Consider the following 26325-nt stretch of genomic DNA (forward strand, 5'->3'; position numbering starts at 1 on the left):
AGGTCAGCCGGTACGGGCGGCCTCCGCGAGCGTAAGGTGCAGCGGAGACCGTTCCACGGCCTGAGCGACGAACCCGGACCACGCTCCGGGTAGACGCTCCAGGGCAGCTTGCGCCTCGGCCTCACCGGGGAAGCCGACGAAACAGCAGCTGCCGGTACCACTCATTCGCGCCTGACCGTGCCGGCCGAGCCACTCGAGCGCCTCGGCGACTGCCGGCCAGCGGCTCCGAACCACCGGCTCACAGTCGTTGCGAACGGCGCCGGCGCGAAGGTCGGGTATTGTGATCGGAGACGTATCCCGTGTCAATTCCGGCGCGCCAAAGACTTCGGCGGTGGAGATACTCGCCCCCGGGTCGACCACCAGATACCAGCGGCTACCCGCCGGGTCCACCGGCATGGGGCGCAGCTGCTCGCCCACCCCCTCGCCCCAGGCGCTGCGCCCGCGCACGAACACCGGGACGTCGGCCCCCAGGGCCAGACCGATGCCGGCCAGCGCCTCCTCATCCAGCCCCGTCTGCCACAGATGGTTCAGGGCGACCAGCACGGTGGCGGCGTCCGAGGAACCGCCACCGACTCCCCCGCCGGCCGGCAGGCGCTTGTCCACGTGGATATCGACCCCGCCCGCGCTGCCGGTGGCCGCCTGAAGCGCCCGCGCTGCGCGAACGGTGAGGTCGTCCTCCGCGGCCACGCCGGGCAGATGGCTGCAGCGCTCCACCCGTCCGTCGACACGCGGGCGCAGCCAGATGCGATCCCCGTAGCCGAGCAGCTGGAAGGCGGTCTGCAGCTCGTGGTAGCCGTCGGCACGCCGGCCGAGGACGTGGAGAAAGAGGTTGATCTTGGCCGGGGCCGGCCAGACGCTCCATTCAGTCATCGCTGCGACTCCAGCCTGAGAGGGCGACCCGCATCTGCGTCGAACCGCGGGTCAGATCGACCCGGCTCGGCAGATCGACCCCATCGACGTCCGTCCACCCCTGGAAATCGACCCGCCAGCCGGCCTGTTCGAGACGGTCCGGGCGCCCGACACGGTCCAGGCTCAGCTCGTCCACCTCCAGACCGTCCGCCGGGCGCCCGACGATCCAGTCACGCAGCGCGGTCACGGGCAGCTGGTGGCCGGTCTGCGCCGCCAGCAGCTCCTCCGGGCTCTGCGCCGTGGCGCTCTGCCCGGCGCCGTCCCGCAGGGTCACCCGCCCCGGCTGCCCCTCGATGCGCACCGCCCCGGCCCCGAACGGGCCGGATAAGTTGATGGTGTACACCTCGCCTCGCTGCTCCCAGCGTAAGGAGAGGCTCACCGCCTCACCCTCGGCGCGCAGCGCTGCCCGGCCAGCCACCGACCAGTCTCGCAGCTCGGCACGCTCCTCCAGAAAGGCCTCGTACTGCGCCTCCCGCTCGTCCTCGGGGACCAACAGGGCGCACCCCGACAGCACCAGCGCCGCCAGCAGCCCGGCGAGCAGCCGCGGGCTCCATCTACCGGTCATCGACATCCACCTCGTAGCGTTCCAGCGTCCGCTTCAGGGCGCGCTGGCCACCGTCGGCATCCAGCGCCCGACACCAGACCTCGCGTGCCTCGTTGCGCTCGCCGAGTTCCCAGAGCACCTCCCCCAGGTGGGCACCGATCTCCCCATGGGGGTCCTGATCGAAGGCGCGGCGCAGGTACTCCAACGCCGCCTCCGGATCCCCTTCCCGGTAGAGCAGCCACCCCTTGCTGTCGAGAAAGGCGGCGTTGTCCGGCTCCTGCTCCAGGGCGCTCTCGATCAGCTCCCGGGCCTCGGACAGATCACGCTTGTGGTCGACCAGGGTATAGCCGAGGGCATTCTGGGCGTGGGGATCCCCGGGGTCGGCCTCCAGAACCCGCCGCAGGTCCTCCACGGCACCGTCCACATCCCCGGTCTCGGCCCGCGCCAACCCCCGCCCGTAGAGCAGGTCGTGGTCTTCGGAAGAGGCCTCCAGCCCCCGCTCGTAGGCGGCCAGCGCGGCCTCGGGCCGCCCCGCCTCGCGCAGCAGCTGCCCCTCCAGCAAGGCCACCCGGGGCACCAGCACCGGCTGCCCGTCGCGCACACGCTCGAGGTGCGCCAGGGCCTCGTCACGCTCGAGGGTGCCAGCCCGGGCGGCCCGGAAGACGGTGCGCAGCAGGGTCGCCCCGGCCTCGCGGTCCGCCGGGGCGAGCTCAAAGGCCCGGGCGGCCGCTGCCACAGCCCGCTCGTCTTCGCCGGCCCGCTCCGCCGCAGCGGCCAGGACCCGGTGCGCCTCGGGGACATCGGCGTGCACCTCGGCCAGTTCGGCGACCACCCGCGCCGCCGCCCCGGCGTCGGCACCGTGCCCAAGCAGCCTGCCGAGCTGCAGGAAGGCCTGCCCGGCGGTCCCCGGCCAGCGCTCGATGGCCTTCTCCAGCTCCGCCCGGGCCGCCTGCTCATCGCCCCGGCGCAGGGCCAGCAGGCCGAGCAGCTGGTGCGCCTCGACCCGCTCCGGGGCCAGCTCCTGCCAGCGCTCGGCAGCCTCCTGGGCGACGCCCTCGTCCTCGAGGATGAAGCTGAGCTGGACGGCGCGCTCCGCTACCCGCTCGTCGCGGCTGAGGCTCATGGCCTTGGCGTAATGGACCAAGGCCTGATCGAGTTGATCCCGACGCACCGCGATCTCGGCGGCCAGCACGTGGCGGATCGCCCGATCCCGCGGCGAGGGCTCCCACGGCTCGACCTCGGGGGCAGACGTCGCGCTCGGCACGTCGGCGCGGGGCTCGGGATCGGGCTGGGGGCCGGCACACCCGACGACCAGGATGCTACCGAGGGCCAGCGCGACACTAGGCCGCAGGCAACAAAAGGCCGGGGAGCGGCGGCCCCTGGGGAATTTGGTCGGATCGGGCATTTTTTCTGCGGGCAAGACGCTTTACCGGGGCGTCCGCATTTCGTAATAATCCGGGTTGACGCCTGATGGTGCCCTAACGAAGCCTAATGACGCCAGTCTCATGCCATTATTTGCAATTGGACTCAACCACGACAGTGCGCCAGTAGCAGTCCGTGAGAGCCTGGCGTTCAACGCTGAGGCCCTCGGGGACGCGCTCCAGAGTGCCCGCAGCGAGACCGGTGCCGACGAGGTGGCGATCCTCTCCACCTGCAACCGCACGGAGATCTACATCCGGTTGCCGCACACGGATCCCGAGGTGGTCATCGGCTGGCTGACCCGGCATCAGCGGGTGGACCTGCGCAAGGTCCGGCCCCACCTCTATGTCCGCCGCAGCACCGAGGCCATGCGCCACCTGATGCGCGTCTCGGCGGGGCTCGACTCCCTGGTGCTCGGCGAACCGCAGATCCTCGGCCAGGTCAAGGACGCCTACCACAAGGCCGCCAACGCCGGCTGCCTCGGTGCCGTCCTCGAGCGGCTCTTCCAGCACGCCTTCGCGGTGGCCAAACAGGTCCGCACCGACACCGACATCGGCTCCAACCCGATCTCGGTGGCGTTCGCCGCCGTGACCATGGCCAAACAGATCTTCGACGACTTCCCCAAGCGCACCGCGGTGCTGGTCGGCGCCGGCGAGACCATCGAGCTGGTCGCCCGCCACCTGGGGCAGCAGGGGATCGGGCAGGTCTTGGTGGCCAACCGCAATGTCGAGCGCGCCAAACGGCTGGCCGAGGCCCACGACGGCGAGGCGATGAGCCTCAACGACCTGCCGCGGCGGCTGCCCGAGGCCGACGTCGTGGTATCCTCCACCGGCAGTTCGCTGCCCATCCTGGGCAAGGGCACGGTGGAGCGCGCGGTGCGCGCGCGGCGGCACAAGCCGATGTTCATGCTCGACCTAGCGGTGCCGCGGGACATCGAACCCGAGGCCGGCGAGATGGACGACGTCTACCTCTACACGGTGGACGATCTCCGCGGCGTCGTGGCCGAGAACATGCGTTCGCGCCAGGACGCTGCAACCCAGGCCGAAGCCATCGTCGAGCAACAGGTCCGCCACTACCTCGAGTGGCGCCGCGCCCGGGACGCCGGGGAGGCGATCCGCTCGTTCCGTAGCCGGGCCGAGAGCTACGCCCGCGCCACCCGCGCGCAGGCTGCGCGGCAACTGTCGCGCGGCGAGGACCCCTTCGAGGTGATCGAGTGGCTGACCCACACGCTCACCCGCCGCCTGGTCCACGCCCCCACCGTTGGCCTGCGGGCCGCCGCTGCCACCGGCGACCGCACCCGGATCCAGCACGCACTGGAGACCCTGGCCATCGACCAACAGCTGGTAGAGAGGTCTAGTGAAGGCGACGATTCGCAACAAGCTGGAGCGGATGGCGGAGCGGCACGAGGAGATCGGCGCGCAGCTGGCGGATCCTGATGTCGTCGGCGACCCGTCGAAATTTGCCGAACTTTCCCGCGAATACGCCCGGCTGGAGCCCGTCGTCCAGGACCTGAACGCCTACCGCGCGGAGGCCGACACGGTCGCCAGCGCGGAGGCGATGCTCAACGACGGCGACGCTGAGATTCGCGCCCTGGCCGAACAGGAGCTCGCCGAGGCGCAGCGCCGTCTTGAGGAGCTGGAGGGTGCACTGCAGCGCCATCTGGTGCCCACCGACCCCAACGATCAGCGCAACATCTTCCTGGAGGTCCGCGCCGGGGCCGGGGGTGACGAGGCCGCCCTGTTCGCCGGGGATCTGCTGCGCATGTACATGCGCTACGCCGAGCGTCAGGGCTGGAAGACCGAGATCCTCTCAGCCCGGGAAGGCGAGCACGGCGGTTACCGCGAGGTCATCGCCCGGGTCAGCGGCCGCAGCGTGTACGCCCGCCTGAAGTTCGAATCCGGCGCCCATCGCGTGCAGCGGGTACCGGCCACCGAATCCCAGGGGCGGATTCACACCTCGGCGTGCACGGTGGCCATCCTCCCCGAGCTGGACGAGGTCAGCGCCATCGAGGTCAACACCGCCGACCTGCGCGTGGACACCTTCCGCTCCTCGGGCGCCGGCGGGCAGCACGTCAACACCACCGACTCGGCCATCCGCATCACCCACCTGCCCAGCGGGCTGGTGGTGGAGTGCCAGGATGAACGCTCCCAGAACAAGAACCGCGCCAAAGCCATAGCGCTGCTCCAGGCGCGCCTCACCGAGCAGGAACGGGCCAAGCAGCAGTCGGAGCGCAGCGAGCAGCGGCGTCTGGCGGTGGGCTCAGGGGATCGCTCAGAGCGGATCCGGACCTACAACTTCCCCCAGGGCCGGGTGACCGATCACCGCATTGGGCTGACGCTCTACAAGCTCGAGCAGGTGATGGAAGGCGGGATGGATGAGCTCCTTGACGGCCTCACCCAGGAACACCAGGCCGAAGCCCTCGCCGAGATCGCCGAGGACTCCGGCTGATGCGGTAGCCGCGCCGCAGCGCGTGGATCAGGCCACGCGCTGCCGCTCGCGGATCTCTTCCAGCGACTTGCAGTCGATGCACAGGGTCGCCGTCGGACGCGCCTCGAGCCGCCGCAGACCGATCTCGACCCCGCACTGCTCGCAGTAGCCGTAGTCGCCGGTGCGGATGCCGTCCAGCGCCTGATCGATCTTGCGGATCAGCTTGCGCTCCCGATCCCGGGCCCGTAGCTCCAGGGCGAACTCTTCTTCCTGGGTAGCCCGGTCCGACGGGTCGGCGTGGTTGTTGGCGTCGTCGCGCATATGGTGGACGGTGCGCTCCACCTCTTCCTGGAGCTCACGCTTCCACGCCAGCAGCAGCTGGCGGAAGTGCTCCAGCTGCTCGTCACTCATGTACTCTTCCGTCTCACCGGCCTGATACGGCTCAAAGCCCTTGACCGGCATCGCGTGTCTTGTCGGAGCCATACCGCGTCCTCCTCCCTTTGCGGCCCTCGCCGCCCTCAGCGAAGCCCCCGGACTGCGCTCAGCACAGCACATTGGCCCGAGAGAAATACATCAGCCATTGCGCAGAGTCAACTACAGCAGCTCGCGCTCGCGCAGGCTGCCGCGCAGCTGCCCCGCGGCGTCCCGGAGAACCTGTTCGGTGGTCTCCCAGTCGATACAAGCATCGGTGATGGAGATGCCGTAGTCCAGGGCACCCGGATCGGCACCGAGCTTCTGACTGCCCCAACCGATGTTGCTCTCCAGCATCACCCCGACGATGGAGCGATTGCCCTCGCGGAGCTGACGGATCACGTCCTCCAGCACCATCGACTGTAGCCCGGGATCCTTGTTGGAGTTGGAGTGGCTGCAGTCGACCACCACGCGCAGCGGCATGCCGGCCTTCTCCAGCGCCTGCTCGCACAGCCGGATACTCACCGAGTCGTAGTTGGGCTGCGCCCCGCCCCGCAGCACGACGTGGCCGTACTGGTTGCCCCGGGTACGGATGACGGTGATGCGGCCCTCCTGGTCGATGCCCAGGAAACTGTGGGGGGACGCCGCCGATTGCAGGGCGTTGATCGCCACCGTCTGGCTGCCGTCAGTGGCGTTCTTGAAGCCCACCGGCGTGGACAGCCCGCTGGCCATCTCGCGGTGGGTCTGGGACTCGGTGGTACGCGCGCCGATCGCGGTCCACGAAACCAGGTCGCCGTAGTATTGCGGTGCGTAGGGGTCGAGGGCCTCAGTCGCCGTGGGCAGCCCCATGGCGGCGATCTCGCGGAGCAGCTCGCGGCCCATGCGCAGGCCCTTATCGATCCGGAAGGAGTCGTCCATGTCCGGGTCGTTGATCAGCCCCTTCCAGCCCGTGGTGGTGCGCGGTTTCTCGAAGTAAACCCGCATCACCAAGTAGATGTGATCGCTGAGCTCATCGTGCAGCGCCTTGAGCCGCCGCGCGTAGTCGAGCGCCGCCTCCGGGTCGTGGATGGAGCACGGCCCGACCACGGCGAAGATGCGCTGATCCTTGCCGTCGAGGATGTCCCGCAGGACCTGCCGCCCGTCCAGCACGGTCTGCCGGGCGGCATCCGTCAGCGGGACCTCGGACTTGATCTCGGCCGGAGACGGAAGGCGTTCACCGGTGGCCACATTGACGTCGTTGACGTGATCGCTCTCTTGCATGTCGGTCTCGAGTCGCCCCGCCCGCCGGCGGGTGGTGAATGGCTAGCCGATCAATAGTAATCGCGCTCGACTCAGACCATCAAGGAGCTTTAGACGGCGTGCCGCACGGCGGCGCGCCATTCGTAGCCCGGCTGACCGCCCTGCACGGCGGCGGCGTCGATGGTCAGCCGCACCACATCGCCGCCAGCGGCGGGGACGGCGAACATCGGCTCGAGGAGCACCTCTTCCAGCACCGCGCGCAGGCCACGGGCCCCGGTGCCCCGCGCCCGCGCCCGGTGGGCCACCGCCTCCAGGCCGTCGGCGGTGATCTCCAGCTCGCAGCCATCGCGGGCGAACAGCACCTGGTACTGCCGGACCAAGGCGTTGCGCGGCTCGGTGAGGATGCGGATCAGGTGCTCGGTGGCTAGCGGCTGCAGGGTCTCGACCACCGGCAGGCGGCCGACCAGCTCGGGCAACAGGCCGAAGCGCTGCAAGGCGGCGGCGGCGCCCGGCACCGCCGGCTCGTCGGCGGCGGCGGTGAACCCCACCCCGGGGCGCTGCGCGGCCAAGGCCTCCAGGCCCTCGAAGGCACCACCGCAGATGAACAGGATCTGACCCGTGTCGACGGTGACCGGACTGCCCTGGCGGCCAGCGCTGGAGACCGTGAGCCGGCGACCCTCGAGGAGCTTGAGCAGGCCCTGCTGCGCCCCCTCGCCGGCCAGGTCGGGCTCCCCGCCGATCCCGTCGCGGGCGGCCAGCTTGTCGATCTCGTCGATGTAGACGATCCCCCGGGCGGCCCGCTCCGGGTCGCCATCACAGGCCGCGAGCAGCCGCCCGATCACCGCCTCGGCGTCGTCGCCCGCGTAGCCCGAAGCGGTCAGGGTGGTGGCATCCACGGTCACGAAGGGGACCTCGACACAGCGCGCCAGGCACTCGGCCAGGTGGCTCTTGCCGGTGCCGCTGGGGCCGACGAGCAGGATGTTGCTCTTACCCAGCTCCACCGACTCGCCGCGGGCCGCCGCCACCAGCCGCTTATAGTGGTTGTAGACGGCGACCGAGAGCACCTTCTTGGCCTGCTCCTGCCCCACAACGTACTGGTCGAGGTAGCGTCGCAGCGAGCGCGGAACCGGCAGCGCGGCGAGGATACGTTCCTGACGATGCTGCCGATCAGCTTCCAGGGTCGCGTTGCAACTGGCGATGCAGTGCTCGCAGATGAAGGCCGCCTCACCGCCGATCAGCGGCCCGGCGATCTGCTCCTCGTACCCGCAGAACGAGCAGCGCCGCTCAGCGTCTGTAGGCACCCCCGCGGCGCTCTCAGGGACATCCAACCAGGCCCCGGATACATCGCCACACCATCCCGGCATGTCACTCTCCCCGCTGCTCGTTGCCATGGGCCTCACCCCGTTGCAACGGCCAACCAGCAACAACCTTGAGAGTGATATACTCACCACCATGGACCGGAAACTACTCGACATCCTCTGCTGCCCGATCACCAAGCGCCCGCTGCAGCCGCTCTCAACGCAGGAGCTGGAGGCGCTCAACCGCCACATTGCCGATGGCCAGGCCCGTTACCTGGACGACACGGTGGTCGATACCCCGCTCGACGAGGGGCTGATCACCGACAACGGCAGCCGCATCTACCGGGTGGACGACGGCATCCCGGTGATGCTCGAAGAGCGCAGCATCCCCGGCACTGCCGCCGGGCGCGACTGAGCGGCGAGTCCCCGGCGGGAACGCGGTGAGCGAGGCAGGCCAGAGCATCGGCACAGCGCTGCACGAGGGCACCGAGGCGCTGCGGGCCGCGAGCGCAACGGCCCGACTGGATGCTGAACTGCTGCTCGCCGAGGTGCTCGGCGTGGGCCGCAGCCACCTGTTCGCCTTCCCGGAGCGGCCGATCCCGGCGGCGACCATCGAGGCCTATCGCGCCCTGATCGCCCGCCGGCGAACCGGTGAGCCGGTGGCCTACCTGATGCGGCGCTGCGAGTTTCGCGATCTGACCCTGAGCGTAACCCCCGCGGTCCTCGTCCCCCGCCCCGAAACCGAGCACTTGGTCGAGCAGGCGGTGGCCTGCCTGCCCGCCGGCGGCCAGGTGCTGGAGCTGGGCACCGGCAGCGGCGCCATCGCCCTGGCGGTGGCCCATGAGCGCCCCGATGCGCGGATCACCGCCACCGAACGCAGCACCGCGGCGCTGGCAGTGGCGCAGGAAAACCGACACCGCCTGGGGCTCTCCGAGGTGCACCTGACCCCGGGCGACTGGAACGAGGGCATCCCCCCGGGCCCCTTTGACGTCATCGTCAGCAACCCACCCTACGTGCAGACCACCGCCGCCGAGTGGGGGAACGGCGCCCTGGAACACGAACCACGGGAGGCACTGGCCGCCGGCCACGACGGTCTTGCCGACATCCGCAGCCTCGTACCGCCGGCCACCGCCGAACTGGCCCGGGGCGGCTGGCTGATCCTCGAACACGGCGCCCGACAGGGCGGGGCGGTGCGCGAACTGCTCCAGGCTGCCGGGCTGGAAGCGGTACGCACCGAGTGCGACCTGGCCGGACTGGAGCGGCTCACCCTGGGGAGGCGGCCATGAACGACGAGCAGCTCATGCGTTACAGCCGGCAGATCATGCTGCCGGAGCTGGACATCACCGGACAGGAGCGCCTGGCCGCTAGCCGAGCGCTGATCGTCGGCGCCGGGGGGCTGGGATCGCCCGTGGCCCTCTACCTCGGCGCGGCGGGCGTTGGAGAGCTGCGCATCGCCGACGACGACGTCGTCGACCTATCTAACCTGCAGCGCCAAATCGCCCACCGGCAGGACGCCCTCGGCCAGCCCAAGGCCGCCTCGGCCACCCGGGCCGTCACCGCCCGTAATCCGGAGATCACCGTCACCCCCCTGGAGGAGCGCCTGGACGGCGAACGCCTGGGCGCGGAGGTGGGCGCCGCGGATGTGGTCATCGACGCCACCGACAACTTCGCCACCCGCTTCGCCCTGAACGCCGCCTGCGTAGCGGCCCACCGCCCCCTGGTCAGCGCCGCGGTGATCCGCTGGGAGCTGCAGGTGTCCGCCTTCCGGCCCGGCGGGCGCCCCTGCTACCGCTGCATCTACGCCGAGGGGGATGAGCCGCAGTTGACCTGCAGTGAGAGCGGGGTCCTGGGCCCGCTGCCCGGCGTTGCCGGGAGCCTGGAGGCGGTCGAGGCGATCAAGATCCTCACCGGCGCCGGTACTCCTCTCTTCGGCCGCCTGCTGGTGGTCGACGCGCTACGTATGCGCCTGCGCACGCTGACAGTCAACGGCGACCCGCACTGCCCGGTCTGTGCCGAGGCCCCCTAGACCGGGTCAGTGGTAGCTATCACTGCCCGGGGCGGCGTTCCCGTCGCTGAGCGCCTGCGCCACGTCGACCCGGTCGTAGCTGTAGGTAGCCCCGCAGAACTGGCAGCGCACCTCGACCACCCCCTCCTCAGCGAGGACCTGCTCCACTTCCTCGCGGCCGAGGCTACGGAGGATGGAGGCGATCCGCCCTGCCGAACAACGACAGCGGAAGGCGAGCGCCCGCGGCTCGAAGACCCGCACGGTCTCCTGATGGAAAAGCCGGTGCAGGACCTCGTTGACCGGGCGCTCCAGGAGCTCGCGGTCGGTCAGCGTCTCCGCCAGGTAACCGATGCGGTCCCAGGCGTCGGGGTCGGCCTCGGTGGGCTGGGTGCCGCCGCTGGCCGGCAGCCGCTGAAGCAACAGCGCGCCGGCCCGCTGGCCGTCGCAGGCCAGGTGCAGGCGGGTGGGCAGCTGCTCGGAGTCGCGGAAGTACCCCTCCAGCGTGGCGGCCAGCCCGGCGTCGTCGAGCCCGACCACCCCCTGGTAGCGCTGCCCCTCCTCCGGCTCGATGGTGATGGCCAGGCGACCGCCGGCACACAGCTCAGCGAGCCCGCCCCGGGTGGGCTCGCCCTGGTAACGGGCGGTACCGCGCAGGGTGCCCTCGGAGGCGTCCACCTGGACCAGCAGCATCGGCACGGCGGCCTCCTCGCCCCCCTCCACCTGGAGGCTGAGCACGCCGTCGGAGCGGATGGTGGCGCACATCACCGCCGCCGCGGCCATGGCCTCGCCGAGCAGGCGGGCCACCGCCGGCGGGTAGTCGTGGTGCTCGCGGACGGCGGCGAACGCCTGCTCCAGCTGTACAATCTCGCCGCGTACGTCGGCGTTTTCAAAGAGAAACCGTTGACTGGCGTCGCTCACGATCCGTCCAGCTTCTTCTTGAGCAGCTCGTTGACCTGCTGCGGGTTCGCCTTGCCGCCGGAGGCCTTCATCACCTGACCGACAAAGAAGCCGAAGAGCTTCTCCTTGCCGGCGCGGTACTGCTCGAGCTGCTGCGGGTTGTTGGCGATGGCCTCGTCGACCAGCGCCTCGATGGCCGAGGTGTCGGTGACCTGCTTGAGTCCCTTCTTCTCGATGACTTCGTCCGGCTCGCCTTCGCCCGCCCACATGGCCTCGAAGACATCCTTGGCACCGCGGCTCGAGAGGGTTTCGTCCTCGACCCGGGCCACCAGCTTGCCCAGCATCTCCGGGGTGACCGGTGATTCGGCGATCTCCAGGCCGTCCTTGTTCAGGTAGGCCAGCAGCTCGCTCATCAGCAGGTTGGCGGTGCGCTTGGCGAAGCCGCCGGACTCGCTGACGGCGTGCTCGAAGAAATCGGCCATGTCCCGGGTGGCCGTCAGCACACCGGCGTCGTAGGCCGGCAGGCCGTACTCCTCCTCGAACCGCCGGCGTTTCTCGTCGGGCAGTTCGGGCAGGGTCTCCCGCACCTCGTCGACCAGCGCCGCATCCACCTCCACGGGGAGCAGGTCCGGCTCCGGGAAGTAACGGTAGTCGTTGGCCTCTTCCTTGGTCCGCATGGAGCGGGTGACGCCCTTGTCGACGTCGTAGAGGCGGGTCTCCTGCACCACCTCGCCGCCGGATTCGAGCAGGTCGATCTGCCGCTCGACCTCGTACTCGAGGGCCCGCTCGACGAAGCGAAAGGAGTTGAGGTTCTTGAGCTCGGCCCGGGTGCCGAACGCCTCCTGCCCGACGGGGCGCACCGAGACGTTGGCGTCGCAGCGGAAGGACCCCTCCTGCATGTTGCCGTCGCAGATCTCCAGATAGCGCACCAGGGCGTGGAGCTTCTTCATGTAGGCGGCGGCCTCGGCCGGCGAGCGCAGATCCGGTTCCGAGACGATCTCCATCAGCGGCGTACCGGCACGGTTGAGATCGACCCCGGTCATGCCGTGGAAGTCTTCGTGCAGGGACTTGCCGGCATCCTCCTCGAGGTGGGCGCGGGTGATGCCGATCCGCTTGCTGGCGCCGTCCTCGAGCTCAATGTCCAGGTGCCCGCCCTCGACGATGGGCAGGTCGTACTGCGAGATCTGATACCCCTTGGGCAGGTCGGGGTAGAAGTAGTTCTTGCGCGCGAAGACCGAGCGCGGCGCGATCCGCGCGTCGACGGCCAGGCCGAACTTGATGGCCATGCGCACCACTTCGCGGTTGAGCACGGGCAGGACCCCGGGTAGGCCGAGGTCCACCGGGCAGGCCTGGGTGTTCGGCTCGGCGCCGTAGGCGGTCGGCGCGCCGGAGAAGATCTTGGTGCGGGTCGCGAGCTGCGCGTGGATCTCGAGACCGATGACGGTTTCCCACTTCATGGGTGAGGTCGCTCCGTAGGCTTTGGGCGCGTCGGGCGGACGCGGGCGTTGGTTCCAGGGTGTCCGGGGTCGCCCCGCATCTACTCGAACCCTTCGGGAACCTGCTTGTGCCAGTCCGTGACCTGCTGGTACTTGTGCCCGACGTTGAGCAGCCGGGCCTCATCGAAGTAACCACCGATCAGCTGCAACCCCACGGGCCGCCCGCGGGAGAAACCGGCGGGCACCGACAGGCCGGGCAGACCGGCGAGGTTCACCCCGAGGGTGTAGATGTCGGAGAGGTACATCTGCACCGGGTCGTCGGCGCGCTCGCCCAGGTCGAAGGCCGGGGTCGGTGAGGTGGGGCCGGCCAGCACGTCGACCTGATCCAGGGCCTGGCGGAAGTCGTCCGCCACCAGCCGGCGAACCTGCTGCGCCTTGCGGTAGTAGGCGTCGTAGTAGCCGGCGGAGAGCGCGTAGGTACCCACCAGGATGCGGCGCTGGACCTCGTCGCCGAACCCCTCGGCGCGGCTGCGCTTGTAGAGGTCTTCCAGGTCCTGGGGATCGGCACAGCGGTGGCCGAAGCGCACGCCGTCGAAGCGCGCCAGATTGGACGAGGCCTCGGCCGGTGCGATGACGTAGTACGCCGGCAGCGCCAGCTCCATGTTGGGCAGCTGCACCTCGACCAGCTCGGCGCCCTCGCCCTCCAGGACCTGCAGCGCTGCCTCGACCCGGGAGCGGACGTCAGCATCCAGCCCCTCGCCGAAGAACTCCTTCGGCACACCGATGCGCAGACCTCTGATCGAGCGGTTGAGCGACTCGCTGTAGTCGGGCACCACGTGATCGACACTGGTCGAGTCGCGCTCGTCCAGGCCGGCCATGCCGCCGAGCAGCAGCGCCAGATCCTCGGCGGTACGGGCGAACGGACCCGCCTGATCGAGGCTCGAGGCGAAGGCCACCATGCCGTAGCGCGATACGCGGCCGTAGGTGGGCTTGAGCCCGCAGATGCCGGAGAGGGCCGCCGGCTGCCGGATGGAGCCGCCGGTGTCGGTGCCCGTAGCCGCTGGCGCCAGGCGCGCCGCCACCGCAGCGGCCGACCCGCCGGAGGAGCCGCCGGGCACCGCGTCCAGGTCCCAGGGGTTGCGCACCGGACCAAAGTAGCTGGTCTCGTTGGACGACCCCATGGCGAACTCGTCCATGTTGGCCTTGCCGAGCATCACCGCACCGGCCTCGGCCAGACGCCGCACCACGGTCGCGTCGTAGGGGGCACGAAACGGCTCAAGCATGCGCGAGCCGCAGGTGGTCGCCACGCCGTCGGTGCAGAAGATGTCCTTGTGGACCAGCGGCACGCCCGTCAGCGGGCCGGCCTCGCCGGCGCGCAGCCGGGCGTCGGCGGCGTCGGCGGCGGCCCGCGCCTGCTCGGCGGTGACGGTGATCAGGCTGTTGAGCCTGGGATCGAACTGCTCGATGCGCTTGAGCAGGGAATCGGTGAGTTCACGACTAGAGATCTCTCCGGCGTGCAGTGCTGCGGAGATCTCGGCGACGGTCTTCTGATGCATGGGCGTTCGGCTTCCGTTACTCGACGACGCGGGGGACGAGGTACAGGCCGGCTTCGACGGCCGGGGCCCCGGACTGGTAGTGCTCGCGCAGATTGGGTTCGGTGACCTCGTCCGGGCGCAGCCGCTGCGTGGCATCCCACGGGTGGGCCATGGGCTCGACGCCGTCGGTATCGACATTCCCCATCTGCTCGACGAACGCCAGGATCCCGGTCAGGTCGCGGGCGTAGCCGGAGACCGCCTCCTCGTCGATCCGGATGCGTGCCAGGTGCGCAATCTGCTGCACCTCATCTGCGTCGATGGCCATAGAGCCTCTCTCCCCCTTAACTGGCGCGATAGCAACCGCAGAACCTACCATAGCCCCGAGCTTGCCCAAACCCCGGGGCACTGCTAGATTGAGCCACCTTCGACCTTAGGAACGCTGGGCATGTTTAAGGGTATCCGCGGACTCTTCTCCAACGATCTATCCATCGATCTTGGCACGGCCAACACACTGATCTACCTGCGCGGCCAGGGCATCGTGCTGAGCGAGCCGTCGGTGGTCGCCATCCAGCAGGATCGTGACGGCGGCAGCAAGCGCATCGCGGCCGTCGGTGCCGAGGCCAAGCGCATGCTCGGGCGCACCCCGGGGACCATCCGCGCCATCCGCCCCCTGAAGGACGGCGTCATCGCCGACTTCACGGTGACCGAGAAGATGCTCCAGCACTTCATCAAGAAGGTGCACGAGGCCCGTTTCTTCAAACCCAGCCCGCGCGTGCTGGTCTGCGTGCCGTGTGGCTCGACCCAGGTCGAGCGGCGCGCCATCCGCGAGTCGGCGGCGGGAGCCGGGGCCCGCGAGGTCCACCTGATCGAAGAGCCCATGGCGGCGGCGATCGGCGCCAACATGCCCGTCGATGAGGCCAGCGGCTCGATGGTGCTCGACGTCGGCGGCGGCACCTCGGAGGTGGCCGTGCTCTCGCTCAACGGCATCGTCTACTCCGCGTCGGTTCGCCTCGGGGGCGACCGGTTCGACGACGCCATCGTCAATTACGTCCGGCGCAACTACGGCATCCTGATCGGCGAGGCGACCGCCGAGCGCATCAAGCAGGAGATCGGCACCGCCTTCCCCGACACCGAGGTCCAGGAGATCGAGGTCCGGGGGCGCAACCTCGCCCAGGGCGTGCCGCGCAGCTTCACCCTGAACTCCAACGAGATCCTCGAGGCTCTGCAGGAGCCGCTCTCGGGCATCGTCTCGGCGCTCAAGACCGCCCTCGAACAGACGCCGCCGGAACTCGGCGCCGACGTCGCCGAGCGCGGCATCGTGATCACCGGCGGCGGGGCGCTGCTGCGCAACCTCGATCGGCTGATCATGGAAGAGACCGGGTTGCCGGTGGTCGTCGCCGACGAGCCGCTGACCTGTGTCGCCCGTGGCGGTGGCCGGGCCCTGGAGCTCATGGACGAACGGGGCGCCGATCTGTTCGTCAGCGAGTAGGCGGACCACCGCAGCTGCAAACCCCGGCGGGGCCTGCGTTAGACTGTCAGGCCCCGTAAGCTGATGCTGCGAGGCTCGGTGAACCATTAAGCCGTTATTCACACAGGGTCCCTCGGCCACCGTGCGCCTGGTGCTGCTGGCTACGGTCTCGATCCTGCTCATGAGTCTGGACCACCGCGAGCACCTCGTCGAGCCGGTCCGCGAGACCGTCTCCGGGGTGGTGTATCCGTTGCGGTTCGTCGTCGACGCCCCCTTCTCCATCGCCGAGCGGGTCTCCGAGCGTCTGGCCACCCGCCACCAGATCATGGAGGAGAACCGCCAGCTGCGCGACCGACACCTGGAGTACCAGGAGCGCCTGCAGAGGATGCACAGCCTGGAGCGGGAGAACGAGCGCCTCCGCGATCTGCTCGGCTCCTCGGAGCGGCTGGAGACCGAGGTGGCCATCGCCCAGCTGATGCGCGTCGAGCTCGACCCCCACACCCACTTGGTGGAGATCGACCGCGGCTCCCGGCAGGGGGTCTTCGTCGGCCAGCCGGTCCTCGATGCCAACGGGGTCATGGGTCAGGTGGATCGCGTCGGGGCCCACTCGGCCAGCGTGCGGCTGATCTCCGACCCGAGCCACGCCATCCCGGTGGAGAACAACCGCAACGGGCTACGCACGGTCGCGCTGGGCAGCGGCGACCCGCAGCGCCTGGAACTGGCCAACGTGCCGGGCAACGCGGACCTCCGCGAGGGCGACCTGCTGACGGCCTCGGGCCTGGGCGGCGCCTTCCCCCGGGGCTACCCGGTTGCCGAGGTGACCTCGGTGGAGGTCGAGGCCGGCGAGCCCTTCGCCCGGGTGACCGCCCGCCCGGCCGCCGAGCTGGATCGCAGCCGTAAGCTGCTGCTGGTCTCCGTGGCCGAGAACGCGGATGATCAGGCCGGGGACGACGAGGCGGCGGACAACGAGAGCGAGGACGCGTCTTGACCGGGCATCGGCCACGCAACGGCGGCGGGATCATCCTGCTCAGCTTCATCATCGCCCTGATGCTGACCATCGTCCCCATGCCGGGCTGGGCGCAGGAGTTCCGCCCGGAGTGGACGGCGCTGATCCTGCTCTACTGGGGCCTGGCACTGCCCGAGCGGGTGGGCGTGGGCGTCGGGTGGCTGGTGGGGCTGTTCCAGGACGCCCTGCTCGGGACCCTGCTCGGGCAGCACGCCCTGGCCTTCGCCCTGATCGCCTTCCTGGCCCTGCGGCTGCACCAGCATCTGCGCCTGGTGCCGGTCTGGCAGCAGGCGGTGGTGGTACTCGGGCTACTGGTGGTCGCCCAGCTGGTCGTCTTCTGGATCAACGGCATCATCGGGCGGCCGGCTCCGGAGTGGCAGGCGTGGGCCGCGATCCTGGTCGGCGCTGCCATCTGGCCGTTGGTCTTTCACATCATGAGGGGGGTGCGGCGCCGCTTCCAGGTGCAGTGACACCGGCAAGGGCGGCGGGCAACGAGGTAGCTGGTGAGCCTTTCCATCCGTGATCAGCAACAGGATGCCTCCAGGATCCAGCGACGGATCGTGGTCGCCGGTGTGCTCTGCATCCTGGTGGTCGCCGGGCTGATGACCCAGATGGTGCGCCTGCAGGTGGTCGATCACCACCACTACGCCACCCTCTCCCAGGAGAACCGCATCAAGGTCAACGCCATACCACCGAGCCGTGGCCAGATCCTGGACCGCAACGGCGCCATCCTCGCCGAGAACCGCCCCTCGTACCAGCTAGTGGCCACGCCGGAACGCATCCCGGATATCGAGACCATGCTCGATGAGGTCAGCGACATCATCGAGCTCACCGACGCCCAGCGCAAGCGTTTCCTCAACCGCCTGAGCAACTCGCGTCACTTCGAGGCCCTGCCGCTGCGCACCCGGCTCGACGAGGAAGAGGTCGCCAAGCTCGCCGTCCACCGCCACCGCTTCCCCGGCCTGGAGGTGGACGCCCGGCTGGTGCGCCACTACCCGGAAGGCCACACCGGCAGCCATGCGGTGGGCTACGTAGGGCGCATCACCGCCCGGGACCTGCGCCGCATCGACCGCTCGGCCTATCGCGGCACCAACCACATCGGTAAGAGCGGCGTCGAACACGCCTATGAGCAGGTCCTCCACGGCGAGGTGGGCGTCGAACGCGTCGAGACCAACGCCGCCGGGCGGGTGCTACGCACCCTCGACCGCCACCCGCCGCGCTCCGGTGACGATCTGATCCTGACCCTGGACATCGACCTGCAGGCTGCCGCCGAGCGCGCCCTCGGCGATCAGCGCGGGGCGGTGGTGGCCATGGATCCGGACAACGGCGACATCCTGGCCCTGGCCAGTCGCCCGCACTACGACCCCAACAAGTTCGTCCGGGGCATGACCTCCGAGCGCTTCCAGGAGCTGGAAGACACCGGCTGGCAGCCGCTGATCAACCGGCCGATCCGCGGGCTCTATCCACCGGCCTCCACCATCAAGCCGTTCGTCGGCCTGGCCGCCCTGGAGCACGACGTCATCCGCCCAGACACCGAGGTCCACTGCGACGGCACCTACCATGTGGAGGGTCGCGACGAGCCCTTCCGCTGCTGGCGCGACTGGGGCCATGGCGACACCGACTTCGTCCAGGCCGTGGCCGAGTCTTGCAATGTCTTCTTCTACGACACCGCCTTCCGCCTCGGCATTGACCGCATGTCGGCGTTCCTGGAACCGTTCGGTTTCGGCACCCCGACTCAGGTAGACACCTCGGGCGAGCGCAGCGGCATCCTCCCCGATCGCGACTGGAAGCGCCGCGCCCTGGGCGGCGGCTGGTTCCACGGAGAGACGGTGATCACCGGTATCGGCCTGGGCTACTTCAGCACCACGCCGCTGCAGCTGGCTCGGGCCACCTCGATCCTCGCCAACCAGGGACGCATCGTGGAACCGCGCCTGGTGCAGGCGGTCCGCGACGGCGAGCAGGGGCACGAATCACGAACCGCCGCCACTACCCCGCAGGAGCGCATCGAGTTGAGCAACCCGGAGCACTGGGAGCTCACCACCGAGGCCATGCGCGCCGCCGTCGAGCACCCGCGCGGCACCGCCCGGCTGATCGGCGACGACCTCGAGTACAGCCTGGCCGGCAAGACCGGTACGGCGCAGGTCACCGAGAGCCACGAGGACGACGACGCGGACGTCCCCGAGCACCTGCGCAGTCACGCCCTGTTCATCGGGTTTGCCCCGGCGGAGACCCCGGAGATCGCCGTCGTGGTGGTGGTCGAGAACGCCGAAGGCGGCGGTGGTGCTGCAGCCGCCCCGGTGGCGCGGGCCGTCACCGACGCCTGGCTGATGGATGATTACACCTTCCTCGAGGACCTGGAGGCCGGCCGCATCGACGAGAGCGAGGTCGAGGACGAGGAGGATGCGCCCATGGAGCTGATGCCATGAACACCAGCGCCCTACCCGGCAGCCAGGGGGTCGGAGTCCGTCTCTCGTTCCTGCAGTCGCGGCTGCACCTGGACGGACTGCTGCTGACCGCACTGATCGCCGTCGCCGCCTTCGGCGTAGCGGTCCTCTACAGCGCCTTCGGGGAGGACTGGGCGCAGACCCAGAATCAGGTCATCCGCGTCTCCTTCGGCTTCCTGGCACTGTTCGCCTGCGCCCAGATCCCGCCGCGCACCCTGCGCCGCTGGGCACCGTGGGTCTTTGCCGTCGGCATGGTGCTGCTGGCAGCGGTGATGGTCCTGGGCGTCATCGGCCAGGGGGCACAGCGCTGGATCGACCTCGGCTTCATGCGCTTCCAGCCGGCCGAATTGATGAAGCTCGCCCTGCCGCTGCTGCTCGCCTGGCTGCTCGCCGACCACGATATCCCGCCCCGGCCCCGGCGCGTCATGCTGGCCCTAGTGTTGATCACCGTGCCGGCGGCGCTGATCGCGATACAGCCGGACCTGGGCACCGCCATGCTGGTCGCGGCATCGGGATTCTTCATCCTCTTCCTGGCCGGCCTGGGCTGGCGCTGGATCGTGGGCGGCGCCGCCCTGGCCAGCGCCATTGCGCCACTGCTCTGGTTCTTTGTCATGCACGACTACCAGCGCGCACGGGTGCTGACGTTTCTCAACCCCGAGAACGACCCCCTGGGCGCGGGGTACCACATCATCCAGTCGAAGATCGCCATCGGCTCCGGCGGGCTCTTCGGCAAGGGCTGGCTCAACGGCTCCCAGGCCCACCTGGAGTTCATCCCCGAGCGCCACACCGACTTTGTACTGGCGGTGGTCGCCGAGGAGTTCGGTCTTATGGGGGTGGCCCAGCTGCTGGCCGTCTACCTGATCATCGTCGGCCGCGGTCTCTACATCGCCGCCCGCGCCCAGGACAACTTCAGCCGGCTGCTGGCCGGCAGCATCTCGCTGACCTTCTTCATCTACGTCCTGGTCAACGCCGGGATGGTCTCGGGACTGCTGCCGGTGGTCGGACTGCCCCTACCCCTGGTCAGCTACGGCGGCTCGTCACTGGTGACCATCATGGCGGCTTTCGGTATTCTCATGTCGATCCATACCCACCGTCGTCTCTGGTCGTGAGGGCCTGTAGTCGGACATGAACCTACGCCTCCGTTCCGCCACCGTGGCCCTGCTGTGCGGCAGCGCGCTGCTGGCCACCGCCACGGCCTCCACCGAGCCCGAGCGCTTCGCCGACGAAGTCGCTGAGCGCCACGACCTGGACGCCGGACACCTGCGCACGGTGCTCGCCGCCGCCGAGCACGACGAGCGGGTGCTCGAGCGCATCGCCTCCCCAGCCGAGGGCCTCCCCTGGCACGACTACCGCGAGATCTTCCTCACCGAGGAGCGCCTCGAGGCCGGGCTCGGCTACTGGGCCGAGCATCAGGACCTGTTGGCCGAGATCCACGATGAGCACAGGGTCCCGGAACCGGTGATCCTGGCCATCCTCGGCGTCGAGAGCTACTACGGCACACGCCGGGGCGACCACCGCGTCCTGGACGCCCTGACCACCCTCGGTTTCTCGGACCACCCCCGCGCCGGCTTCTTCCGCGATGAACTGGAGGCCTTTCTGCTGCTCAGCGCTGAGAACGAGTGGGACGCCACTGAGCCCACCGGCTCCTACGCCGGCGCGCTGGGCAAGCCGCAGTTCATCCCGTCGAGCTACCGCGCCTATGCGGTGGATCAGGACGGCGACGGCCGCCGCGACCTCCTCGACAACCCAGCGGATGCGGCCGGCAGCGCCGCCCACTACCTGGCCCGGCATGGCTGGGAGCCCGACGCTCCGGTAGCCCGGGCGGTGGAGGCCGAGGGATCGGCCTGGCGAGACGCCCTGGCCGCCACCGACCGTCCCGTCGCCCCCCGGCAGAGCGTCGACGAACTGGCGGGTCTCGGGGTCGAGGTGCCGGACGAGCTGGACGGCGACACCCCGGCCGCCCTCATCGAGCTCGAGGGCGAGGACGGCACGGAGCTGTGGCTGACGCTGCAGAACTTCTACGTCCTCACCCGCTACAACCACAGCGCCCTCTACGCCATGGCCGTGCACCAGCTGGCCGAGGCCCTGGCCAGGGAGCACGCCGAGTGAGGTCGCTGGCCACGGCACTGCTCGGACTCGCCGGCGGGGCGGCGCTGCTGGCCGGCTGCGCGGCACCGGAACGCGACGAGCTGGAGCCGCCACGACCGGACGAGGATCCTGCCGAGCGGGTGGCCACCGACGGGGCCTCGGACCGGGACCCCGAGGAGCTGGCCCGACTCCCCGACGCCGTCCCGCAGGACGTGCCGCCGAGCCGCTACGGCAACCCCGAGCAGTACGAGGTCTTCGGCGAGACCTACGCCACCATGAGCCGGGAGGAGGCCGAGGGCTTCACCCAGCGCGGCCGCGCCTCCTGGTACGGCACCAAGTTCCACGGCCGGCGCACGTCCAGCGGCACGCCCTACGACATGTACGCCATGACCGCCGCCCACCGCGAGCTGCCGCTACCGACCTGGGTGGAGGTCGTCAATCTGGAGAACGACCGCCGCGCCGTGGTCAAGGTCAACGACCGTGGCCCCTTCGTCGACCCCGACGAACGCATCCTCGACCTCTCCTACGCCGCTGCAGTGCGCCTCGACATCGCCGACCAGGGGACCGCACCGGTCCAGATCCGCGTGGTCACCCCGGACGACCCGCCCCAGAGTCCGGCGAAGGACGCCGATGCCGAGGCCGGCGACCCACCGGCGGAGGGCGGTGTCGAGACCTTCAGTGTGGACGACGAGCAGGAGCCCGACGCCATCGAGGAACTGCTCGCCGCGCAGGAGGAGGCCGACGCCGAACCCGGGGACGAGACCCCCTCCAGCGAGCCGCCGGCCGGGGTCCGGGTCCGCACCACCGACCGACTGCTGCAGGACGCCGAGGCGGTCCAGCCCATCGCCGTCTACTTGCAGACCGGGGTCTTCGGTCAGCGCGAGAACGCCGAGCGGATGGAGGCACGGCTCGCTGACCTCGACCTCGAGGCCGAGGTCAGCGTCGAGGAGATCGGCGACGCCGACGGCTCCCTCCACCGGGTTCGCCTGGGCCCGCTGGAGAACCTCGCCGAGATCGACCGAGTGGAGCAGGGTCTGGACGAGGCGGGGATCGATCACTATAGGGTCAGCCCGTAACACCCGCCCCCACCCGCAAACACGTTACAATGGTGTCCTGTTGTGCCATCCGTCGAGACCGCTGCCAGACCGATGATGAGACGAACCCTGCTACGAGTGCTGGTGCCCGCCCTGCTGACCGTCGGGCTGATTCCCATGGCCATGGCCGACGAGCGCTGGGGCACCCCCATCGTCGAATCGGTGCCGACGCCGTCCCCGCCGAGCGTCGGCGCACCCAGCCACCTGCTGGTCGACATGCACAGCGGCTACATCCTCGCCCACCGCGACCCTGAGGAGAGCTGGGAGCCGGCCAGCCTGGCCAAGATCATGACCGCCTACGTGGTCTTCGAGGAACTCGCCTCCGGGCACATCGGGCTTGAGGACAAGGTCACCGTCAGCGAGAAGGCCTGGCGCTCCAGCGGCTCGCGGATGTTCCTGGAGGTCGGCACCGAGGTCACCGTGGCCGAGCTGCTGCAGGGCCTGATCGTCCAGTCCGGCAACGACGCCGCGGTCGCGCTGGCCGAGCACGTGGCCGGCGACGAAGAGACCTTCGCCCAGGTCATGAACCAGTACGCCAGCCGCCTGGGCATGGACAACACCCACTACACCAACGCCACGGGCATGCCCCACGAGCAGATGCGTACCACGGCCCAGGATACGGCGCGCCTGGCCCGAGCGATGATCGATGATTTCCCCGAGTTCTACGACTGGTATTCGCAGCGCTCCTTCGAGTACGCCGGGATCAATCAGCACAACCGCAACCGTCTGCTGTGGCGGGACGAGACCGTCGATGGCCTGAAGACCGGCTACACCAGCTCCGCCGGCTACAATCTGGTCACCTCCGCCGAGCGCGGCGGCATGCGCCTGATCTCCGTGGTCCTCGGCACCGAGAGCGAGGACGCTCGGGCACAGCAGAGCCTGCAGCTGCTCAACTACGGCTTCCGCTTCTTCGAGACCCACCGACTCTACAGCGCCGGGGAGCAGCTCACCGAGGCGCGCGCCTGGATGGGCGAAGGCGACTCGGTGGCCCTGGGCATCCCGGACAACCTCTACGTGACCATCCCGCGCCAGGAATACGACAACCTGAGCGCCTCGGTGAGCGTGGACGGCCAGATCCGCGCACCGGTGGAGGCCGGCGCCAAGCTCGGCACCCTGAAGATCGAGCTGGCCGGGAGCGTCATCCACGAGGAGCCGCTGATCGCCATGGAGGATGTCGCAGAGGGCGGCCTGTGGCGCCGGATGATCGACCAGGTCTGGCTGCGGTTCGAGTAGCCGATGGGCACACCGGCGACCTGCTACCTCAACGGCGAGCTCATGGCGCTCGGCTCGGCGCGGATCTCGCCCCTGGATCGCGGGTTCCTGTTCGGCGATGGCGTCTACGAGGTCATCCCCTGCTACGGCGGGGTGCCGTTCCGGCTCGACGCTCACCTGCGCCGCCTGGCCAACTCCCTGGCGGCCATCGAGCTGCCGGATCCGCTCTCGCCCGCGGGGTGGCCGGAGGTCCTCGAGCAGGTCTGCCAGGCCAACGGCGGCGGTGATCAGTCGCTCTACGTCCAGGTCACCCGCGGCTGCCCGGAACAGCGCACCCACGAGTTCCCGGCGCGCAGCGAACCCACCGTGTTTGTCATGAGTTCGCCCCTGCCGGCGGCCGGCGCCTTTGCCGACGGGCTATCCACCACCCTGCTCGAGGACCTGCGCTGGGCACGCTGCGATATCAAGGCGGTGGCACTGCTGCCCAACGTCCTGCTGCGCCAGGCGGCCGTGGCCGCCGGGGCCGACGAGGCCATCCTGCACCGGGATGGCTGGGTGACCGAGGGCGCGGCGAGCACGGTCTTCATCGTCCGCGGCGGCGAGCTGGCAACCCCGGCGCTCCACCCCGGACTGCTGCCCGGGGTCACCCGGGAGGTTATCCTCGAGCTGGCCGAACACCACGGGCTACCCTGTCAGTGTCGGCCGGTGGCCCGGGACGAGCTGCACGAGGCCGACGAGGTCTGGCTGTCGAGCGCCACCAAGGAGGTGGCCCCGGTGTTGACGATCGACGGGCACCCGGTGGGTCACGGCACCCCCGGTCCGGTCTTCGAGGCGATGCGGGGCTGGTTCACTCGGCTGCGCCAGGAAACCGCCCGCGGGAGATGACCATGAGTGAATTCAACGCCGACAACACCCCCCTGGAGTTCCCCTGCCAGATCGGGGTCAAGGCGATGGGGCACGCCGGCGCCGACCTGGCCACGCGGGTCGAGCGCATCGCCGCCGACCACGCCACCATCCTCGAGGTGCGGACCACCGGAAGCCGCACCGGTCGCTACGTCTCGGTGACGGTGACCATCGAGGCCCACAGCCGTGATCAGCTGGAAGGGCTGTACCGCGAACTCAACGCCGATGACGCCATCATGGTGACCCTGTAGGAGGGCGAAGGTGCCCTGCGCACTCGAGCACATCCATACCCGCTACCTGGGCGAACAGCCGTATGAGCCGACCTGGACGGCCATGCGCACCTTCACCGAGGAGCGTAGCAGCGAGACCCGGGACGAACTCTGGCTACTGCAGCATCCCCCGGTCTACACGCTGGGCCAGGCGGGACGCCCGGAGCACATCCTGGATACCGGCGAGACGCCCGTGGTTCACACCGATCGGGGTGGGCAGGTCACCTGGCACGGCCCGGGGCAGCTGGTCGCCTATCCGCTGCTCGACCTGCGGCGGTGGGGCCTGGGGGTGCGGACGCTGGTCCACGCTCTGGAGCAGTCGGTGGTCTCGCTGCTGGCCGCCTACGGGGTGCCGTCGCACCGACGCGAGGACGCCCCCGGGGTCTACGTGGACGGCGCCAAGGTAGCAGCCCTGGGGATTCGGGTGCGCCGGGGCTGCAGCTATCACGGCCTGTCGCTGAATGTCTGTAACGACCCGGCCCCCTTCGAGCGCATCCATCCCTGCGGCTACGCCGGTCTGACGACCACGCGGGTGCACGATCTGGGCATCACCACGCCGCTGGATCGCCTGGAAGTAGAGCTGGGGATCTACCTGCTGCAGGCCATCGACGCCGCGTCCCGCGCATCACGGCACGACCGAGCCTGAGCGCGCAGCGGCGATGCGCGCTCACGCTGCATCAACCGCCGGCCCGTCCGGTCAGGTGGACCGGCTCCATCAGGTAGCAGAGCACATCCTGACGGATGGCCGCCGTATTGCAGGCGAGCATGGCCGGCATGGCCGGACGGCGCAGGCGGATCGTATCGCCATCGCGCTGAAAGAACTCCGCCGCCGCCTCGCGGCCATCGTTGTCCTCTACCGTGAAGAACGCCCGGGACTCCGGCGCCGCCCGGGCGAACACCGTACCCTCGGGCAGATCGCGGAAGTTGCACCGCTCCAGGTCATCCATCAGCTGCAGGTCGACCCCCGGCACATCGCCGAACCCGAAGCTGCACTGCTCCGGGATCCGCACCGCCGCCACCGTGTGGTAGACCGAAATCCCCCCGGGCACCCCCTCCGGCAGGCGCGACAGGTGCAGCGCACTGGAGATCAGCTCGGCCGCGTGCTCCGCCGCCCCCGGGCTCCCCGGCTGCCCACATTCCACCGTGATCGCCGGCGCCAGACGGGCCAGGGCCAGCGACTGCACCCCCTGCGGCCGCGTGAAGTAGACTACGGTGCGCGAGAACAGTGCCGCTAGCTGCAGGTAAGGCCCCTCCAGGCGATTGACGCAACCGTAGTGCGGGTTCATGCCCGTATTGTTGTGGACGTCGATGCTGGCGAAACAGCCCCGCGAGCGCACCCGCGCCACCACCTCGGCGGCCAGGTGCTGCTCCGGGCTGTCGGGGAGACTGGTCCCCGGCCAGACCCGATTATAATCAGGCTGCTCTGGCAATCGCCGCACCCCGTGCCGAGCCGCGCGCACGTTGCCGATGAACAGCAGCAGGGACCGCGGCGGCGTCCGTCCCTGGAACTCGGTCAGCACCCGCTGCACCGCCTCCCAGCCGGTCGTCTCGTTGCCGTGGAGCAAGACGGTCACAAACAGCGGTGGCTCGCGGCGCCCGGGCACCTCGATGAGACTCGGCCCACCGAGCCGGTCCTCCAGTTCCGGGGCCGCCGCGCCGAGCAGGCCCTTCGGCAGTCCCTGGTAGGTCTTGAGCATGGGCCGTTCTTGCCTCCTGATCGG

At 69.8% G+C, this 26325-nt stretch carries 27 protein-coding genes; 16 read left to right on the forward strand and 11 right to left on the reverse strand.

What is annotated here, in order from left to right:
* Positions 1-3 precede the first annotated feature (3 nt).
* Genes ispE through HHAL_RS12560 form a run of 3 tightly spaced genes read right to left on the reverse strand, consistent with a single transcriptional unit; the run spans position 4 to position 2717 of the window.
* Positions 4-870: a 4-(cytidine 5'-diphospho)-2-C-methyl-D-erythritol kinase gene (gene ispE, locus HHAL_RS05055; RefSeq protein ID WP_011813789.1), complete on the reverse strand. Its 867-nt coding sequence runs from the start codon at positions 868-870 to the stop codon at positions 4-6.
* Positions 863-1474 carry a lipoprotein insertase outer membrane protein LolB gene (gene lolB, locus HHAL_RS05060; RefSeq protein ID WP_011813790.1) on the reverse strand — a complete coding sequence of 204 codons (612 nt, stop codon included), beginning with the start codon at positions 1472-1474 and terminating at the stop codon, positions 863-865. The genes ispE and lolB overlap by 8 nt, the downstream gene beginning before the upstream one ends.
* Complete coding sequence (locus tag HHAL_RS12560) at positions 1464-2717, reverse strand: tetratricopeptide repeat protein (RefSeq protein ID WP_049751458.1); 1254 nt, start codon at positions 2715-2717, stop codon at positions 1464-1466. Before HHAL_RS12560 ends, lolB begins: the two co-directional genes overlap by 11 nt.
* A 241-nt stretch (positions 2718-2958) precedes the next feature.
* Here HHAL_RS12560 and hemA point away from each other — a divergent pair, with 241 nt between their 5' ends.
* Positions 2959-4308, forward strand: coding sequence for a glutamyl-tRNA reductase (hemA, locus tag HHAL_RS05070; protein ID WP_011813792.1), 1350 nt, complete (start codon positions 2959-2961; stop codon positions 4306-4308).
* Entirely contained in the window at positions 4229-5320 is a 1092-nt protein-coding gene (gene prfA, locus HHAL_RS05075) for a peptide chain release factor 1 (protein ID WP_011813793.1), read from the forward strand. The genes hemA and prfA overlap by 80 nt, the downstream gene beginning before the upstream one ends.
* Positions 5321-5347: 27 nt before the next feature.
* Here prfA and dksA read toward each other — a convergent pair whose 3' ends face one another.
* From dksA to clpX, 3 genes are all read right to left on the reverse strand, one after another.
* The gene (dksA, locus tag HHAL_RS05080; protein ID WP_011813794.1) at positions 5348-5782 is read right to left on the reverse strand and encodes an RNA polymerase-binding protein DksA; all 435 of its coding nucleotides are present in this window, start codon (positions 5780-5782) and stop codon (positions 5348-5350) included.
* 111 nt (positions 5783-5893) lie between these two features.
* Positions 5894-6970 (reverse strand): 3-deoxy-7-phosphoheptulonate synthase, encoded by a 1077-nt coding sequence (locus HHAL_RS05085; protein WP_011813795.1) that lies wholly within the window; start codon positions 6968-6970, stop codon positions 5894-5896.
* A gap of 89 nt (positions 6971-7059) precedes the next feature.
* The gene (gene clpX / locus HHAL_RS05090) at positions 7060-8313 is read right to left on the reverse strand and encodes an ATP-dependent Clp protease ATP-binding subunit ClpX (protein WP_011813796.1); all 1254 of its coding nucleotides are present in this window, start codon (positions 8311-8313) and stop codon (positions 7060-7062) included.
* Here clpX and HHAL_RS05095 point away from each other — a divergent pair.
* Genes HHAL_RS05095 through HHAL_RS05105 form a run of 3 tightly spaced genes read left to right on the forward strand, consistent with a single transcriptional unit; the run spans position 8312 to position 10273 of the window.
* Entirely contained in the window at positions 8312-8662 is a 351-nt protein-coding gene (locus HHAL_RS05095; RefSeq protein ID WP_242464033.1) for a Trm112 family protein, read from the forward strand. The genes clpX and HHAL_RS05095 overlap by 2 nt on opposite strands.
* A gap of 25 nt (positions 8663-8687) precedes the next feature.
* On the forward strand, positions 8688-9533 hold the full coding sequence (prmC, locus tag HHAL_RS05100) for a peptide chain release factor N(5)-glutamine methyltransferase (RefSeq protein WP_011813798.1): 846 nt from the start codon (positions 8688-8690) through the stop codon (positions 9531-9533).
* Positions 9530-10273, forward strand: a complete 744-nt coding sequence (locus tag HHAL_RS05105; protein ID WP_011813799.1) for a HesA/MoeB/ThiF family protein — start codon at positions 9530-9532, stop codon at positions 10271-10273. The genes prmC and HHAL_RS05105 overlap by 4 nt, the downstream gene beginning before the upstream one ends.
* Before the next feature lie 6 nt (positions 10274-10279).
* Here HHAL_RS05105 and hslO read toward each other — a convergent pair whose 3' ends face one another.
* From hslO to gatC, 4 genes are all read right to left on the reverse strand, one after another.
* On the reverse strand, positions 10280-11170 hold the full coding sequence (gene hslO / locus HHAL_RS05110; RefSeq protein WP_011813800.1) for an Hsp33 family molecular chaperone HslO: 891 nt from the start codon (positions 11168-11170) through the stop codon (positions 10280-10282).
* A complete protein-coding gene (gatB, locus tag HHAL_RS05115) occupies positions 11167-12606 on the reverse strand; it encodes an Asp-tRNA(Asn)/Glu-tRNA(Gln) amidotransferase subunit GatB (protein WP_011813801.1) in 1440 nt (479 codons plus the stop codon). Before gatB ends, hslO begins: the two co-directional genes overlap by 4 nt.
* An 80-nt stretch (positions 12607-12686) precedes the next feature.
* Positions 12687-14141 carry an Asp-tRNA(Asn)/Glu-tRNA(Gln) amidotransferase subunit GatA gene (gene gatA / locus HHAL_RS05120; protein ID WP_011813802.1) on the reverse strand — a complete coding sequence of 485 codons (1455 nt, stop codon included), beginning with the start codon at positions 14139-14141 and terminating at the stop codon, positions 12687-12689.
* A 16-nt stretch (positions 14142-14157) separates the two neighbouring features.
* A complete protein-coding gene (gene gatC, locus HHAL_RS05125) occupies positions 14158-14445 on the reverse strand; it encodes an Asp-tRNA(Asn)/Glu-tRNA(Gln) amidotransferase subunit GatC (protein ID WP_011813803.1) in 288 nt (95 codons plus the stop codon).
* 120 nt (positions 14446-14565) lie between these two features.
* On the opposite strand from gatC, the gene HHAL_RS05130 reads away from it, so the two are divergent.
* From HHAL_RS05130 to lipB, 11 genes are all read left to right on the forward strand, one after another.
* Entirely contained in the window at positions 14566-15609 is a 1044-nt protein-coding gene (locus tag HHAL_RS05130) for a rod shape-determining protein (protein ID WP_011813804.1), read from the forward strand.
* 85 nt (positions 15610-15694) lie between these two features.
* Positions 15695-16576, forward strand: a complete 882-nt coding sequence (gene mreC, locus HHAL_RS05135) for a rod shape-determining protein MreC (RefSeq protein ID WP_081432166.1) — start codon at positions 15695-15697, stop codon at positions 16574-16576.
* Positions 16573-17064 (forward strand): rod shape-determining protein MreD, encoded by a 492-nt coding sequence (gene mreD, locus HHAL_RS05140; RefSeq protein WP_011813806.1) that lies wholly within the window; start codon positions 16573-16575, stop codon positions 17062-17064. The genes mreC and mreD overlap by 4 nt, the downstream gene beginning before the upstream one ends.
* A gap of 33 nt (positions 17065-17097) precedes the next feature.
* A complete protein-coding gene (gene mrdA, locus HHAL_RS05145; protein ID WP_011813807.1) occupies positions 17098-19020 on the forward strand; it encodes a penicillin-binding protein 2 in 1923 nt (640 codons plus the stop codon).
* Positions 19017-20147: a rod shape-determining protein RodA gene (gene rodA, locus HHAL_RS05150; protein WP_011813808.1), complete on the forward strand. Its 1131-nt coding sequence runs from the start codon at positions 19017-19019 to the stop codon at positions 20145-20147. The genes mrdA and rodA overlap by 4 nt, the downstream gene beginning before the upstream one ends.
* A gap of 16 nt (positions 20148-20163) precedes the next feature.
* Positions 20164-21147, forward strand: coding sequence for a lytic murein transglycosylase B (gene mltB / locus HHAL_RS05155; protein ID WP_011813809.1), 984 nt, complete (start codon positions 20164-20166; stop codon positions 21145-21147).
* The gene (locus HHAL_RS13445; protein WP_011813810.1) at positions 21144-22202 is read left to right on the forward strand and encodes a septal ring lytic transglycosylase RlpA family protein; all 1059 of its coding nucleotides are present in this window, start codon (positions 21144-21146) and stop codon (positions 22200-22202) included. Before mltB ends, HHAL_RS13445 begins: the two co-directional genes overlap by 4 nt.
* A gap of 72 nt (positions 22203-22274) precedes the next feature.
* Positions 22275-23453 carry a D-alanyl-D-alanine carboxypeptidase family protein gene (locus HHAL_RS05165; RefSeq protein ID WP_011813811.1) on the forward strand — a complete coding sequence of 393 codons (1179 nt, stop codon included), beginning with the start codon at positions 22275-22277 and terminating at the stop codon, positions 23451-23453.
* 3 nt (positions 23454-23456) lie between these two features.
* A complete protein-coding gene (locus tag HHAL_RS05170) occupies positions 23457-24317 on the forward strand; it encodes an aminotransferase class IV (RefSeq protein ID WP_011813812.1) in 861 nt (286 codons plus the stop codon).
* A gap of 2 nt (positions 24318-24319) precedes the next feature.
* The gene (locus HHAL_RS05175) at positions 24320-24586 is read left to right on the forward strand and encodes a YbeD family protein (protein WP_011813813.1); all 267 of its coding nucleotides are present in this window, start codon (positions 24320-24322) and stop codon (positions 24584-24586) included.
* 10 nt (positions 24587-24596) lie between these two features.
* A complete protein-coding gene (gene lipB, locus HHAL_RS05180; RefSeq protein WP_011813814.1) occupies positions 24597-25250 on the forward strand; it encodes a lipoyl(octanoyl) transferase LipB in 654 nt (217 codons plus the stop codon).
* A 31-nt stretch (positions 25251-25281) separates the two neighbouring features.
* Here the strand turns inward: lipB and HHAL_RS05185 are convergent, their stop codons facing one another.
* Positions 25282-26301 (reverse strand): M14 family metallopeptidase, encoded by a 1020-nt coding sequence (locus tag HHAL_RS05185; RefSeq protein WP_011813815.1) that lies wholly within the window; start codon positions 26299-26301, stop codon positions 25282-25284.
* Positions 26302-26325: the final 24 nt, after the last annotated feature.

Source organism: Halorhodospira halophila SL1, from assembly GCF_000015585.1.
GTDB lineage: Bacteria > Pseudomonadota > Gammaproteobacteria > Nitrococcales > Halorhodospiraceae > Halorhodospira > Halorhodospira halophila.

Coding starts and splice junctions, on each gene's coding strand:
- ispE (WP_011813789.1), bottom strand. CDS start 870: ATGACTGAATGGAGCGTCTGGCCGGCCCCGGCCAAGATCAACCTCTTT.
- lolB (WP_011813790.1), bottom strand. CDS start 1,474: ATGACCGGTAGATGGAGCCCGCGGCTGCTCGCCGGGCTGCTGGCGGCG.
- hemA (WP_011813792.1), top strand. CDS start 2,959: ATGCCATTATTTGCAATTGGACTCAACCACGACAGTGCGCCAGTAGCA.
- dksA (WP_011813794.1), bottom strand. CDS start 5,782: ATGGCTCCGACAAGACACGCGATGCCGGTCAAGGGCTTTGAGCCGTAT.
- HHAL_RS05085 (WP_011813795.1), bottom strand. CDS start 6,970: ATGCAAGAGAGCGATCACGTCAACGACGTCAATGTGGCCACCGGTGAA.
- HHAL_RS05095 (WP_242464033.1), top strand. CDS start 8,312: ATGTCACTCTCCCCGCTGCTCGTTGCCATGGGCCTCACCCCGTTGCAA.
- clpX (WP_011813796.1), bottom strand. CDS start 8,313: ATGCCGGGATGGTGTGGCGATGTATCCGGGGCCTGGTTGGATGTCCCT.
- HHAL_RS05105 (WP_011813799.1), top strand. CDS start 9,530: ATGAACGACGAGCAGCTCATGCGTTACAGCCGGCAGATCATGCTGCCG.
- gatB (WP_011813801.1), bottom strand. CDS start 12,606: ATGAAGTGGGAAACCGTCATCGGTCTCGAGATCCACGCGCAGCTCGCG.
- gatA (WP_011813802.1), bottom strand. CDS start 14,141: ATGCATCAGAAGACCGTCGCCGAGATCTCCGCAGCACTGCACGCCGGA.
- gatC (WP_011813803.1), bottom strand. CDS start 14,445: ATGGCCATCGACGCAGATGAGGTGCAGCAGATTGCGCACCTGGCACGC.
- HHAL_RS05130 (WP_011813804.1), top strand. CDS start 14,566: ATGTTTAAGGGTATCCGCGGACTCTTCTCCAACGATCTATCCATCGAT.
- rodA (WP_011813808.1), top strand. CDS start 19,017: ATGAACACCAGCGCCCTACCCGGCAGCCAGGGGGTCGGAGTCCGTCTC.
- mltB (WP_011813809.1), top strand. CDS start 20,164: ATGAACCTACGCCTCCGTTCCGCCACCGTGGCCCTGCTGTGCGGCAGC.
- HHAL_RS05165 (WP_011813811.1), top strand. CDS start 22,275: ATGATGAGACGAACCCTGCTACGAGTGCTGGTGCCCGCCCTGCTGACC.
- HHAL_RS05170 (WP_011813812.1), top strand. CDS start 23,457: ATGGGCACACCGGCGACCTGCTACCTCAACGGCGAGCTCATGGCGCTC.
- HHAL_RS05175 (WP_011813813.1), top strand. CDS start 24,320: ATGAGTGAATTCAACGCCGACAACACCCCCCTGGAGTTCCCCTGCCAG.
- HHAL_RS05185 (WP_011813815.1), bottom strand. CDS start 26,301: ATGCTCAAGACCTACCAGGGACTGCCGAAGGGCCTGCTCGGCGCGGCG.